Here is a 16,531-nt window from a genome sequence, read left to right as displayed (position 1 = left end):
GGCGCTTCCCCTCCTATAACAGTTGTTGAATCTTTGTGCTGTCACCCGGGTGATAGCTTCGCAGCTTTTGAATGGCGGAGCCGTGAGTTTCCGGGTACACTTCAATCGTTTCTTCTGTCTGTTCCGCTTCATCATTCGTTTCGTTTGCCATTTTCATCATTACTAGCTGCTTCAGCGGTCCCCCGAGCAGCAATTCCAAAGCTTCCATTGCTTCAGGGGCTTCAATTGAGCCTATGCCTGCCTGAGCCATTCTCTTCTGGTAATCCGGTGATGAAACAACACCAATGCTTCCCCAATAACTCCAATTCATCACGGCCACTGTACAAGGCCATACGTGAGACAGCCGCTGTGCAAAAGCATCCTTAAAACTGCAGCCCGCAGCGTAATTGCTTTGTCCGGAAGCTCTTGCAAACGATTGTACGGAAGAGAAAAACAAAACAAAATCCAGTGGTTCATGCCGGAAAACTTGGGCCATTCGCACGCTTACATCAACCTTTGCAGCAAGAACGTTTCTGAAACATTCCTCACTCATATTCATCAGGCTTCGGTCTTGTAAGACAATCGCAGAATGGATGATGCCGTTGATTTCTCGATGCGTTTGTTTCATTGTTTCATACGCTCGTTCTAATTCCTCTCGGTTAGCCGCATCAGCTTGAATGTAATACGGGGCTGGCCCTAGACGTGCAAGTCTGTCCAGCTTGCTTTGAATGGCTGCATCCTTTTTCCTTCTGCCAATCCAAACGATCTGCGCCTGATATGTTCTGATCATATATTCACTCCACGCCTCACCAATACCGCCAGCTCCGCCTATGACAACATAAACACCTCCGTGCTTATACTTCGTGTGCACCGGTTGATTGTTGTGTACTGGAATTAGACGAAGCTTATGCCAAATCTTGTTTCGATAGGCCCACGTATTCCCTTCTTGATCGGCAGGCAAGAAAAGGAGTTGAGATAACGGCAGGTCTTCGTATTTTTTAACATCGATCAGCTTTGTCTGCCAATTTGGATATTCTTTTGACATTGAACCGATCAGGCCGTGCACCCCGGCATCGACCGGGTCGACAATATCATGCTGATCAACATATTGTGTGTTCACTGTCACGACCGTCCAGCTTATCTCCTTCTGTCCATAGCCTAAAGAAAGCATTGCCTTAATGAGCCTATACATTTGAATGACGCCTTGATCTTGGGCTTCAATCATTTCATCGCCGACTTCGCACTCTGTCACACGAGAAGGAGACATCCACACGATGTGGTCAAACGATCCGAGTGCTTCAAGCTGGCCTGCAATTCTATGAATTGATGCGTTCGGCTCAATGTACAGCTCCTTGGCAAACGGGAACTCCCTTTGAACAGCTTTTCTGCTGTTGTCATCCCCTCCGAGGATGACAACACGCTCATCAGCAGGCGAAATGATCCTCTTCTTCAGCTGCACTCGATCCCATATAGGCGCCATAAGAAGCGGTCCGTTAAGAGTTGCTTTGGAGTTTCCTAGTGATGTCGGCCCGTCTGGCGGTTGTATGCCTTCTTCCAGCAGCCTTGAGGTAATCCCCTTGATTCTTACACACACTCGGCCTTGTTCATCACACAAATCAATATCCAGTCTCTGTATTTTGTCCTCATTAGGACGAGATGTCACAGACACCCACATTTTATTTGTACACGGGCTGAATATTTCTAGCTCTTGCAGCGCAAAAGGCAGAGAAAGCTGCTCGTCACCGGAATTCAGCTTTAGCCCGATCGACGCTTGTAAAGCAGAATCGGCCATACTTGGATGAAGAACGAATTCATTCAGTGTCTGAGTTACACCAGCAGGCAGAGAAAGCTCTGCCAAGGCTTGATTGCGGCCGATGTAAAGCCGATCTATCCCTTGAAAACCAGGTCCGTAGTCAATGCCGATCGCCTTAAACAATTCATAACACTGGTCGTGTGAGAGTGTGCTTAAACTGCATTGGTCTTGAAGCGCGCTGATATCCTGGACTGGAATGTCTCCTGCCCCGCGGATTGAAGCACTGCCTTGACAATGTATCTTTCGATCATTGTGTGCAGCCTCTGTATAGACGTTAAAAGCAATCTCGCCGTCCTGCTGGGGATTTAGACTGATATCCACTTGCACAGGCTGGCCGTCCGCCACAATCGGCTGCACCCACACAACATTTTTGATGTGAATAACAGATTGTTGATCTTCGGTTCTTCTCACTGCTCTTGTAACGGCAGCATGAACCATCTCAAGATATGCCACGCCCGGCATAACCGGTTTCCCCTTCACCTTATGATCGGCGAAAAAGAACTCAGCACCTGTAAAGGCCGAGCTGAAACGCTGCTCTGACAAATCAGATGTGTTGACATGTATCAATGGATGCAAAGCTGCTGATTCGACTGTTTTTAAAGCTGTTTGATGGGCGGCTGCCTCCTCTTTCGTATCCGTTATCCAGTAGCGTTCTTTCGCAAATGGATAGGTAGGGAGGCTGATGCGTTTCGGCTGTTTGCCGTCATACAGTTTACTCCAGCCTATCTCCATGCCTTTTACCCATAAATCAAGCAGTCTTTCATATATGTGAGGCTCCCAGCTATTGTTGAGCGTTTTCTGTACTTCGTCATCTGATCTCAATGTTTGTGCGATACCTTTTTCTGCTCTGCCTCTGTACATGTACTTCGCATTGGTGCCCCCTTCTATAAAGAGGTTCAGTTTTTCCAGCAAGTCCCCAGTCGAGACAGCGATGATCCCTAATCTCTCCTCCATTGCATCACGCCCCTCTTGGAGTGTATAAGCAATATCAGTGAGGTCACAAGCAGTGATAGATCGCTTGCTGATAAAGTCTGCTAATTGCCGGGCTTGGTCTTTCAGACGATCTTCATCCTTTGCCGACAAAATAAAGATGCCCGGGTGCTGCGCTGTCACAGCTGGTGCTGTTGCAGGATGGGTTGTTTCTTTCGGAATATATTCCTCAATGACCACGTGGGCATTGACGCCGCCTATCCCGAACGAACTGATGCCTGCGCGGCGCGGCAGCTCTCGGCCGGCTTCATCCCGAAGCGCCTGCCACTCTCTCGATTCCTGCACAATATAAAACGGGCTGTCATCCAGTCTGATATATGGATTAACAGTTTCACTGTACAGACTTTTGACAAGCGTTTTATGCTTGAGCTGCAATAACACTTTAATGACACCCGCCACACCGGCCGCCAGCGATAAGTGACCGATGTTTGTTTTCGCTGATCCAAGTCCGCAATGGCTGCCATGAACAGCCGGGTCCCCCGTTTTTTCATACAGCTCTTTAAATGCCGCTTTTAAGCCGTTGATTTCTACTGGATCGCCCAGCTCGGTTCCAGTCCCATGCGCTTCAATATAAGTTACGGTTCTTGGATCAATTCCCGCTTTTTCATATGCTGTTTTTACGACATCCGCCTGAGCTTTCGGATTAGGAGTCGTTAGAGAATTTGCGCGGCCACCGTGGTTTACCGCACTTCCTTTAATGACACCGTAAATATGATCACCGTCTCGTTCAGCCGCTGTCAGCTTTTTCAGAAAGAGAATGCCGGCACCTTCACTGACTGCGAATCCATCGGCTTTGTCAGAAAATGTTTTGCATCTTCCTTCTTTGCTCAGCGCCCCGGCCTTATCATAGGCGATATGGCCTTGCGGAGTTACGACCGTGTTGACCCCTCCCGCAATCGCCATTTCACAGTTTCCATTTTCAATGGCGCAAACCGCATGATGAATGGCGACCAAAGAGCTTGAGCACGCAGTGTCGATCGGTTCACTCGGCCCATGAATGTTCAGGAAATAACTGACTCTATTCGGTCCTGCAGAAGGACTCATATTCGCAGCCGCTGAGCCTTCGATGTCTACATTTGACAGAAGTGAACTGTACCCTGTGTTTCCTGTCCCGATGAAGATGCCCGTTTTGGTTCCTGCCAGGCTTCTCGCTGAGTGTCCCGCTTCTTCTACCGCCTTCCACGCATAGGTCATTAACAGGCGCTGCTGAGGCTCCATCTGCTCAGCCTCCAGCGGAGATATGCCGAAGAACAATGGATCAAAGTCAGCTACTTCATCAATAAAACCGCCCCATTTGACGTTTGTTTTATTCGCTTCTTTCAAAGGGTCTCCGTAATACTCCTGCCAATCCCAGCGGTCTTTTGGAACCTCTGTAATACAATCTGTGCCCGATGACAGGTTCTTCCAATATTCCTCAACGTCTTTTGCCTTTGGGAAAACGCCGCTCATCCCCACAATCGCAATAGGCTCAGGCTTGTGATCAGCTTCCTTTTGCATTGGTGTTACCGAAGGTTTTACAAAGCGGTTTTCAGTCGAAAACGTCATATTTTTTATATTCTGTTCGACAGGCTGCATCAGCACCCCAGCTTTGGCAGGCGTTTGAGCTGTAAAAGCATTTGGATATTCTTCTGACAGATACCCTGCAAATGCATAAACAGTTGCGTGCTCAAAGAAGATCGTAGGCGTAAGATCCAGCTTGTACTTCTCATTCAGTGTATTTGCGAATTCAGTTAACGTAATCGAATCAAATCCATATTGATTAAACTCCATGTCCGGGTCAATCTCTTCAGGTTTGATTTTGAGCAATTGAGAGATTGTTTGCTTTAAAACTTCTTGAATGTGGTCAAACATATTCCCTTGATCCATTCTCGCTTCAGATGTCACCGGTACTTGTACTGTTTTCATTGGTACATCATCAGAAGACGTCTTTTGAGTCAGCTTTTCCCTCATCATGTCTTTGATTCCTTCCATGACGATGACTTGGTCTTTGCCAAATGCCAAACCTTTATACAGCGCTTGAATGCCGGTCTCGGTCCGCATTGAAGTCACACCTGTGTTTTTCAACGTCATGTTTTCAATTTCTTTATTCGCGCGCATGCCGCCTTCTTTCCAGAGCGGCCAATTGATCGACAACGTTTGCCCGTGCCTGTACATAGCGGTTACAAGCGCATTTCGATAAGCAGCATACCTGTCCATAAATGCGTTAGCCATTGCGTAATCCGCCTGTCCCGCGCTGCCGGCAACACTTGATATTGAAGAAAAGAGGATAAAGAAATCTAACGCAAGATGCTCGGTTGCCTCATCCACATTCACAAGCCCTTTCACCTTAGGAGCTAAAACTTGTGTCAGCTCTTGATTGGTTTTGCTCATAAGATAGTTATCTTTAATCAGCCCTGCGCTGTGAATGACGCCATTCAAGTCTCCGTAATCAGACGTAATGCTTGTGATAAGCTCTAAGGCTGCTTCCGTTTGTGTTACGTCTACCTGCCTGTATTCTGCGCGAGCCCCTAATTGCTGAAGCTCGTTAAGCTCCGCCTGCTGCTCCGCATTCAACTCAGATCTGCCTGTCAGAATGAGAACAGGCTGTTCAGATTGACGAGCAATCTCTTTTGCAAAAATAAACCCAAGTCCTCCCGCGCCGCCCGTGATGAGGTATACGCCTTTATCTCTCCACGGCAGGCTTATTTCCCGATCATCTATTTGCATTTCATCCAGATCATTGATGTACCGTTTGCCTTTTTCATATTTGATGTGCTGATCTTCTGTGTGCCTTTTATTCTCTTTCAGTTTTTCTATTACACTTTCAATATTTTCATGTGAATCGATTTCAATCGTCTGGCCGATTAGTTTTTTATTCTCCAGGCCGGCGGTTTTAAGGAGCGCCGATATCCCTGAGAATGAGTACTGCTTTCTTTGTGAAGAGGTAAGCAGCTGGATCAGAACATTGCCCTGAGGTCTGCTTTTGAGAAGACCCTGGACCGTCTCAAGCGCTTGTTCGGCATAATCTTGGAACCTCTCTGCAAGTCCTTCGCGGAATGACTCCAAAACGATGCATTCCGCTCCTGTCATTCTTGATTCAATGCGATCTTTTGAGAGGTCATTCATGTCGCAAAGCATGACAATGTGTCGTTCGTAATGAGGCTCAGGACTTTCTATTTTAAAATCCTTAGGCACCCATTTTTCTTCAAACATCAGGGTTGCCAGCGTTTGATCAGATTCCGCCGATCCAGAGCCGCCTTCCGCTGCTCTGAAAGATAATCCTTTCATCCGTACGAAAACGTTGCCGCTCTCATCTAAAATATCAATATCGCGTTTTTGCACCTTATCAGTTGCCTTGCTGCCTTGGCTGTATCTTGCGTATACCCACATTTCTGACGAGCATGCTCCGAAGATTTCAAGCTCCTGGATAGCAAAAGGCAGTGTCAGCTGGTTATCCCCGGCGCCTGTCAAAATGCTTGACGCCTGCAAAGCAGAATCCATCAGCCCAGGGTGCATTTTGTATTGGCTGAGCGTATCTGCAGCTGACGGATGCAATGACAATTTTGCCAAAACAAATTGTTCAGCTGTATAGATTTTTTTCACTCCGCGATAAGCAGGACCATATTCAAATCCAATCATTCGATAGGTGTCGTATACTTCGTTTACGCTGAAATGACTTTCCTGACACTGCTCCCGCAGAGATTGCAAATCAACCGTCGGCAGATTTTCAGCAGGATTCAATACCGCGCTGCCTTGACTGTAGACAATTGACTGTTCGCTAGTAACGTCTGAATGACCATAGATTTCATAAGAGATCTCACCATTTTCTCCCGGTAAAAGCCTAATGTGTACTTGCTGCGGCTGATCCTCTACAACAATAGGCCGCACCCAAACTGCATTCTTTAGCTTTATGGTGCACGGTACACCTTGCACCTCTGCGGCCTGCTCAACAGCTACCCGCGCCAATTCAAGATGAGCCACCCCAGGCAAAATCCGTTGGCCTTTCACAACATGATCAGCAAGGAAAAACTCTTCTCCCGTATAAATAGAGCTAAACCTTTGTTCCGAGAGATTCGATGTGTTTTGATGCATTAATGGATGCAGCACGTTTCCGCCAAGGCGGGAGGCTGCTTGATTTGCATCAATACTGCCGCTTTTTTCAATATGATCAGAGATCCAATAACGGTCTTTTGCGAAAGGATACGTCGGCAAGCTGATGCGCTTTGGCAGATTCTCGCCATACAATTTCGTCCAGTCTACATCAAGCCCCTTTACCCATAATTCAAGCAATTTTGCATACTTTCTCCGTTCCATCCATTTCTCGACGGCTTCTTGAATCTCTTCGTCCTCTGTCAGCATTTGGAGTGTGCCTTTATCAATCCTGCCTTTAAATACATCCTCCACACCGCTTTTGCCTGCTGCAAAGTCTTTTAACTTTTGCTGTACATCCTCAATGGAACCGGAAATAATCCCGAGACGTTCTTCCATCGCATCCCGTCCGGCTTGCAGTGTATAAGCGATTCGGGCGAGATTTACGTCACTATATGTTTGCTTATCAAGCGCATCTGCCAGCTGCTGTGCATGTTCTTTTAGCCGCGCTTCATTTTTAGCCGATAGAACGAAGATACCCGGATGTTCCGGCGTGATGGATGGTATATTCTCATCGGATGCTTCCGGAATATATTCCTCGATAATCACGTGGGCGTTTACCCCGCCGATTCCAAATGAACTGACACCTGCCCGGCGAGGAAGCTCTTCTCCCCGTTCATTTTTCAGCGCTTTCCATTCTTCCGTTTCCCGTACGATATAGAACGGACTGTTTTTCAGTTGAATGTATGGATTCACGTTTTCGCAATGCAGACTTTTCACTAAGGTTTTATGCTTAAGCTGCAATAATATTTTAATAACTCCTGCTGCACCGGCTGCCAGCGATAAGTGGCCGATGTTTGTCTTTACAGACCCTAATCCGCAGTAAGGATTGGCTGATGTGTCTCCTTCATTTACACCCAATGCTTTAAAAGCTGATTTCAAACCGTTAATTTCAACCGGGTCTCCAAGCTCCGTCCCGGTTCCGTGGGCTTCAATGTAGGTCACGGTTTTCGGATCGATTCCCGCTTTTTGATATGCCGACTGAATAACATCTGCCTGCGCCTTCGGATTGGGAGTCGTTAAAGAGGCTGCACGGCCGCCGTGATTGATTGCACTGCCTTTTATGACTCCGTAAATATGGTCTCCCGCTTCTTCAGCCGCTTTTAATTTTTTCAGGAACAGTATGCCGGCACCTTCCCCATGTGCAAAACCATCGGCTTGATTTGAAAATGTCTTGCATTTTCCTTCTTTGCTCAGTGCTCCCGCCTTATCAAAGCTGATATACACCTCAGGAAGGATAATCGTATTTACACCGCCGGCTAATGCCATGTCACAAGTGCCTTCCTCAATTGAAGAGATGGCATGGTGGATCGCCACTAGTGAACTTGAGCACGCTGTATCAATCGGTTCGCTCGGCCCGTGCAGATTAAGGAAATAACTGACCCGGTTCGGACCGACCGATGGGCTCGTATTGGCTGCCGCTGATCCTTCTATTGCCGAGTTCGCTTTAGATAGAAGAGAGCTGTATCCTGTATTTCCCGTTCCGATGAAGACACCGGTCTTTGTGCCTGACAACCTTTTCGCCGAATATCCTGCATCTTCGATCGCTTTCCAGGCGTAAGTCAGCAGTAAGCGCTGCTGAGGTTCCATTTGTTCAGCTTCACGCGGGGAAATGCCAAAGAATAATGGATCAAAATCTGCAATACCGTCAATAAAACCGCCCCATTTCACGTTCGTTTTATTGACTTCCTTCGCCGGATCACCTTCATATTCACGCCAATCCCAGCGATCTTTCGGGATTTCCATCATGCAGTCTTTGCCCTCTTTTAAGATGTTCCAGTACGCCTCAACGTCTTTCGCCATAGGGAAAATCCCGCTTATGCCCACAATGGCAATTGGCTCAGGCCCAGCATCACTCTGTATGGCGTTTGGCAGCATGACTTGCTGCTTTCTGCGTCTTTTAGCTTTGGCACGCACGGCTTGTTCCTGTTTCGCAGCAGGCTGAATCTGAGCCGATACAGCGCGCACAGCAAATGTCTTCGCAAATACCGATTGATATTCTTCTGACAAATGCTTGCCAAACGCATGAATCGTCGGGTGGTCAAAAAATACGGTTGGCGTCAGCTCTAACTGATAGGCGCGATTGATATGGTTGGTGAATTCAGTCATGGAGATAGAATCAAAACCATACACCGTCATCTCGGCATGATCATCAATCGTTTCAAGCTTGACCTTTAACAGCTTGGCGATCTCTCGCTTTAACATCGCCTTTACTTTATCCAGCAAACTGTCTGTATCAATGCTATTTATTTGTTCAGTCATGTGTTCTGCTTCCTTCTTTTCCATAGGTGCTGAGGCGTTTTTGGCCAGCATGTTTTGTTTTATTTTCTGCACATCGCCTTCGATCACCATTACTTGGTTTGCCTCTGAATGAAGTACTTGATATAATGCCTGAATTCCTTTTTCCGCCCTCATAGGAACAATACCGGCCAGTTGCACAAACCTTTTCTCAGTTTCTTGATCGACCTGCATGCCTCCATCTCTCCATAAAGGCCAGTTTACAGAAAGCGTCTTCCCATGCCGCTGGCTGAGGTCGGCAAGCCTATTTCGATAGCCTGCATACATATCCATAAATACATTGGCTGCCGCATAGTCAGACTGACCAATGCTCCCTAAACTTCCTGAAAGAGATGAAAAGAGAATAAAGAAGTCTAAAGGCAAATCCTTACTCGCTTCGTCTAGATAAACAAGCCCTTTTACTTTAGGCGCCAGTACATCGTGCAGATCTTTTGCCTGTTTATTAACCATGTAGCTGTCCTTGATGATTCCGGCACTATGAAGAATACCGTTCAGACGGCCATATCTTTTTTGAATGTCGTCAATGAGCTGATAGACTTCAATTTTATTGGTAACATCTGTTTGCCGGTAGGTGATGTCAGCCCCCTTGCTATGAAGCTCTTTCAGCTTTGTGCTTTTGCTTTCGCTAAGAGGTGAGCGGCCCGCCAGAATGACTGTCGCATTTTTCGTTTGTTCCGCAATTTCCTTTGCAAAAATATGACCTAGTCCGCCGGCACCTCCTGTAATGAGATAAACGCCATTGTCTTTCCACGGTTTGCTGGCGTCTCCTTTTGCCTGTTTGATTTCACGCCAATCAGCAATATACCGTGTCCCGTTTTGATATTTGACATATGAATCGCTGCTCATTTGATTTTCTAACAGTTTGCCAGCGATGCTTTCTCCACTTTCTTCACTGCTGACTTCAATCATTTGGCCGGTTAGTTTGGCATTTTCCTGACAAGCTGTTTTCAGCAGGCCTGTCAACCCTGAAAACAATTGCTGTTCTCCCTCTGCAGAGGTTACGATCTGAATGAGAATGTCGCCTATCGGTTTCGTGCGAAGGATCTCTTGTACCTTTTTAAACACTTGTTCTGTATAAGAATGGAAACGCCCATCTACTGAAGAAGGCCTTGCTTCCAGGCTGTATACATGGACATCCTCGATAGCTGCTTCAATTTGTTTTCTCGTCTCATGACCATATTCACATAGGAATACGAGATGCTCTGCATATTTTTTTGCAGCTAAGCTGTCAGCAGCCTTTTGTTCTTGCCAAACGGGCTGAAGCAATAAAGTTTCAGCGTTGATTTTTGATGGTTCGGTTTGTATATCTGCCTCCATCACTCTCGTCGAAAATCCTTTCAGCCGCACGCAGATCATGCCATGCTCATCACATAGGTGAATATCGACTTTCTGTATCAAATCTCCTGGTTTGTTTTTCGAGTTGAATTGAACATAAACCCACATGTCAGAAACGCACTGACCAAAGACCTCAAGTTCCTCCAGGGCAAATGGCAGTGCTGCCTTAAAGTCTTCAGTGTCTGAAAGTTCCGCTCTGACGACATTTTGCAAATATTCAGCCGCCTGTAACGCCCCGTCCATTACACTTGGATGAAGAACATAATCGCCCAACGTATGTGCAACAGATTCCGGCAGTGATAATTTTGCAAGCAGCTGGCCGTCGCCTTTATATACGGCCTCTACACTCTTGTAACCTGGACCGTAATCGGCGCCGATCATCCCTTCATAAAACGAGGCAGCATCCATTTTGCTTTGATCACATTGTTTCTTGATCTTAGAAAGATCCAGTGCTTTTTCTTGCTTTAACTGAATCAATTCCGCTTTACCTTGGTTATATACAACTGGTTCTGCATCAGCGGATTCCGGATCACCATACATCCGATAAGCAATGTGTCCGCCATCTTCATCGTAAAGTCCGATATTTACCTGAACCGGCTCACTTCCTGCTACAACCGGGCGAACCCACACGACATTTTTCAGCCTGATTCCAGTTTCATGATCTTCCAATCCGCCAATTCCTTGTTCTATAGCGGCTCTTGCCATTTCAAGCGTGACCGCCGCCGGCAAAATCGCCATGCCTTTAATGATATGCTCGGCAATAAAATACTCTTGTCCTGTGAAAATGGAGCTGAAACGCTGCTCTGACAGAACCGATGTATTACGGTGCACCAAAGGATGCAAACGAGATGGTTCAATTGTTGTGATAGCGCCGGTGCTGCTTTCAGGCCAGTATCGTTCTTCGGCAAAAGGGTATGTCGGCAAGCTGATGCGGCGTGGCTTTGTATTTGGATAGAGCCTGCGCCATTCAACGTGAAAGCCATTTGCCCACATCTCGGCAAGCTTTCTCAATTCTTCTTTTGATATCCGCGATGAAGCCATATCATCTGCTTCAGCATTTCCAAGCAGCTGTTCAGCGGATGTCATTCTCGTTTTTTCTCCTTGAATACAGCCTTCTGTGAGCGGCTTTCCAGTCACAAAAGCTTCCAGCTGATGTTTCCATTCTTCCAGATCGTTCACTATAAAAACGATCCTGTTATCCATTGCTTCACGGCCAACTTGGAAGGTATATGCAATATCTCTTAAAGAGAAATGCCTTTGCTCGTCTTGACTGATATAGGACAGCATTTCCTTCGCGTATACTTGGAGCCGTTCACTATTTTTAGCTGATATAGGAATGATGTAAGGCTGATTGCCTTCGTTTTCGGTACCTGCATCAGAAATGTTTTCATATTGCTCAAATATTGCATGGGCGTTAGTTCCGCCAAGGCCGAATGAGCTCAGAGCCGCCCGATGGACACCTGCGTGTTTCTCTAACGATTTTCGTTCACGGACAACATAAAAAGGAGAGCTTTCAAACTTTATATCCGGATTCGGCTCCGTACAATTGATGGTCGGTGCAAGTTCATTATGGTATAAACTCATCGCAACTTTAATGCATCCGGCTAACCCCGCAGCTGTATCCAAATGGCCGATATTCGTTTTCACTGAACCAATTCCGCAAAATTGTGTTTTGTCGGTGTATTGCTTGTACACTTTATTTAGCGCAGACATCTCAATAGGATCGCCTAATTTTGTTCCCGTACCGTGTGCTTCAATATAACTGACCGTTTCAGGATGGATCTTGGTTGTATCCAATACATGCTGTATCACTTCTGTTTGGCCTTTTACACTAGGCGCATAGAAGCCTGCCTTCTCTGCCCCATCATTATTGATGCCTATTCCGCGCATAATGGCATAAATATGGTCTCCGTCTTTTACGGCATCCACAGCTTTTTTCAGCAGGATGACTGCTACGCCTTCACCTCCGGCCATTCCGTCCGCCGAAGCATCGAACGCCTTTACATGCCCGTCGCTTGAAAAATTCAACCCGTTTTGGTGCACGTAGCCGATCGCTGATTGTGCGTGCAATGTTGCGCCTCCGACAAGCGCATATTGTGATTCGCCCGATGTCAGGCTTTTGTATGCTTGATATAAACCGACTAGTGATGAAGAACAGTTAGAATGAACAAAATAGCTTGGCCCTTTTAATCCGAGCTTATGTGAGATCATTGTGGGAATGGTTCCGCTTTGGGCTAAAACCCATGAGACATAGCCATCCGGTGATTCATGTCCTTCTGTTGTCTCCTTCGGCAATAACGTTCTATATGAATTGCTGCTTGCAGACATATATACACTTGTTGCCGGAATCTCCTTAGCTACATATCCTGCATCTTCAATCGCTTTCCACGAGTGCAGCAATAAGAGGCGGAGCTGAGGGTCCATATACTCAGCATCTTTTGGCGAGATTTGAAAGAAACCGGGATCGAATAAGTCTTTCCCTTCGATCACAGATTGCACCGGCACATAGTCAGGATGCTGTATCAATTCTTCGGGAACTCCATTTGCGCGAAGCTCTTCTTCAGAAAAGAATCGTATGCTTTCTTTCCCTTCTTTGATGTGGTTCCAGAAGTCATGATGATTTTTCGCACCCGGGAACTGGCAAGATATCCCCACAATCGCAACACTGTCGTCAAAATAAGGAGGAATCGTCTGTTCTAGGTGTTTTCTATCTTTTTTGACATCCTGATGATCTTCATTTTGTGTCCCGGCTAGATCTGAGTTTTTCATCTCCAAAATGTATTCACTGATTGCACGGATCGTGGAATACTCAAACAGCTCAGTAACATGAAACTCACAATCGAATTCTTTTTTGATTCGTTCAGCCACAGCTACAGCCAGAAGCGAATCGCCGCCCGCATCGAAAAATCCGTCTTCCGGCCCAAATCCGCTGACCTTGAGCGTTTCCTCCCAAATGCGCAGCACCTGATCCTCTATTTCCGTTAATTGCAAGTGATTTGGTTTCCTTCTGTTGAACACGATCTCACGTTTTTCTAATTCTCTACGGTTCACTTTTCCGCTGGGCGATAATGGAAGCTCATCTAAGCGGATAAAGTGTGAAGGTATCATATATTCCGGCAGACTCGATTTTAGATGATGGCGCAAATCTTTTGGATTGGCAGAGGCATGTCCGCTTTCCTCTGTATAATAAGCAGCGAGCTGTTGATGGCCCTCCAGCTGCTTCACCACTACCGCCTGATCTAAAATGCCCGGAAATTCACTCAGCTTTGTTTCTATTGCGCCCAGCTCGACGCGAAAACCGCGTATTTTGACTTGGCTGTCAATCCGTCCCAAGTATTCTATGTTGCCGTCAGGAAGCCACCTTGCTGAATCACCCGATTTATATAGCTTCGTCCCTGGTTCAAAGGGATTATCAATAAATTTTTCAGCCGTAAGCTCCGGCTTTTTAAAGTAGCCTCTTGCCAAACCGGCTCCAGCGATGCAAAGCTCACCAGGCTTTCCGATCGGGACAGGCTTCAAATGCTGGTCCACAATATAAATTTTCGTGTTGGAGACAGGCTTTCCAATCGGTGTATGGTGACTTGCGATATCTCCTTTTCCGCATCCGAAATACGCAGCGTAAATGGAGGCTTCCGTCGGTCCGTATATATTTTCAACACGGCAGTTTGTAAAGAGTGATACCGCCTTTTTCACTAATTCTTTAGGGAAGGCTTCACCTGCAACCATCATATACTTCAGCGGTCCGTCCTCTGTGAATCGCTTGTTGTCTTTCGCCATTTCTAAAAAAACATGCAGCATGGCCGGCACAAAATTAATGTGAGTCACTTTATATGTTTCAATATAATCCATGCAAAGCTGCGGTGATTTCTCCCCATTAGGCGGAAGAATCACTAGACGGCCGTCTCCAATAAACCATCCGAATAATTCTGAGATCGATACATCAAACACATAGTTCGTCTTCAATAAATATGCATCCTCAGCCGTTACAGGATAGTGAGATTCAAGAAAATTCAGGGTATTCATAATGCTCCGATGCTCTACCATAACCCCTTTAGGCTCTCCGGTGCTTCCCGATGTATAAATAATATAAGCGAGGTGTTCCGGTTTTACTTCCCGCTTTAAACCGCTGCTTTGCTGGTCTGTATAACCGTTTCGGCAAGCTAACTCGATATTGATCGCTTTTACATGGCTGCCAGTTAATCCGCTGATCCTCTCATGAACGTTAGGTTGGGTGAGGACAATGGATGCCTGACTGTCTTTGAGCATGTACTCTAATCGTTCTTGCGGAAAACTTGGATCTAACGGCATATACGCTCCGCCAGCTTTCAGTATTCCTAAAATTCCGATGATCATATCAAACGAACGCTCTGCACAAATGCCAACGGGCTGTTCAGGTCCAACACCCTGATGTTGAAGGTAGACTGCCACAGATGTGCTTTTTTCATCTACTTCTTTATATGTAAGTGATCTGTCTTCAAACATCACAGCAACCGCATTGGGGGTTTGTTTCGCTTTTTCCTCAAACACCTCATGTATACACTTGTCATTTGCGATGTTTGTCCCTGTCGCATTCCATTGTTCCAGCAAACTAGTTTGTTCTTGATTTAATTGCAAAGAGTAAGCTTCAAGCGGCAAAGACGGGTCCTCCATCATGTGCTGCGCGAGCTTCATATAGTTCTCCATCATGCTTTCAATGGAGGACAGTTCATACAAATCAGGGTTGTACAGAAGATGAAGCACTGTTTCATTTTGTTGCTCATATATTTCGAGTGCCAGCTCAAATTCACCCTCTTGCCGAATGTCTTCAATATATTCGATGCCAAGCGTTTGATACGGTTCGAGCACTTTTTGCAAGCCTGTTGCCTGAAAAAAGTTTTGGTACAGAAAGGCTGTTTGAAAAACCGGAGAATCCGTGGCCGAGCGGTCTACATTCAGCTCTCTTACCAATGCAGGGAACGGAAACGCCGCATGATCCAGACCGTCAGCCATTGTCAGCTGCAGCTCCCGAATAAATGCTGTTAATGGCTGAGCTCCGATATTCTTGCTCCGAACAGCCATCATATTGATAAAATAACCGATTAGGGTTTCAAATCTGTCTTCTTGCCGACCCATTGTCGGAACGCCGACAATGATATCCTTTTGTTTTGTATAATGGTGCAGCAGTACTTTGTAAATGGAGAGAAACACAACCGATTCATTCACATGATTGGTGCGGGCAAACGATTTAATTTGATTTCTCAGGTGATGGGGGAGCAAGCTTTTATAAGCTTGCCCCTTGAATTTTCGTGCTGAAGACCGCGGACGGTCAGCAGGCAAATCAAGAACTGGCAGACTCCCAGACAACTGTTCTTTCCAGTAAGCGAGATGCTCTTCCCCTTCTCTGCCAGTCAGCATCCGTTTTTCCCAATCGACAAAATCGTAATAATCAGCTGTTAATGGCTGCTGCAAGGGCTCAATCCCATTCAGCAATTGTTGATACGCTTCGAATAGCGCCGATATCAATGTCAGCATCGACACACCATCAAATATGATATGGTGAATTGTTATAAGAACAATGCATTCTTCTTCTAACCGTTGAAAAAGATGTGTGCGCCATAACAGACCAGCTTCCAACTGGAAAGGTTCTTTTGCTTTTTCTTTTAGAAAAGGCAAAATATCTGCTGATTTCATTGCTGATATATCCTCTTCCACAAAATAAAGATCCTTTGATAACTGAACCGATTGAAATGGAATGCCATTCTCTTCTTGAATCACACTGGCTAAGACCGGATATTGTCTCTGTACAAACAGAAGGGCTTTCTTGAACGTCTCTGCATGTATTGGTTTGCTGAAGCGAAAGCATAAAGGAATGTTATATGCACTCATCCCAGGAGACATTTTTTGAAGCATCCACAGCCCTTTTTGCCCTTCTGAAAGCGGGCTTTTCAACTGCCGCTTCATGCCTGTAAGATGTTCTTCCACCTCAGAAATGGTTAATTCTCCTGATCT

General features: G+C 46.1%; 1 protein-coding gene. It reads right to left on the bottom strand.

What is annotated here, in order from left to right:
- Positions 1–13: 13 nt before the first annotated feature.
- Entirely contained in the window at positions 14–16,483 is a 16,470-nt protein-coding gene (locus NYE49_RS09285) for an amino acid adenylation domain-containing protein (RefSeq protein ID WP_342411020.1), read from the bottom strand.
- Positions 16,484–16,531 lie beyond the last annotated feature (48 nt).

This window comes from Bacillus sp. FSL L8-0358, from assembly GCF_038593095.1.
Classification (GTDB): domain Bacteria; phylum Bacillota; class Bacilli; order Bacillales; family Bacillaceae; genus Bacillus; species Bacillus subtilis.
Note: the sequence above shows the minus strand (reverse complement) of the source record. Positions and strands in the feature narration are given on the sequence as shown.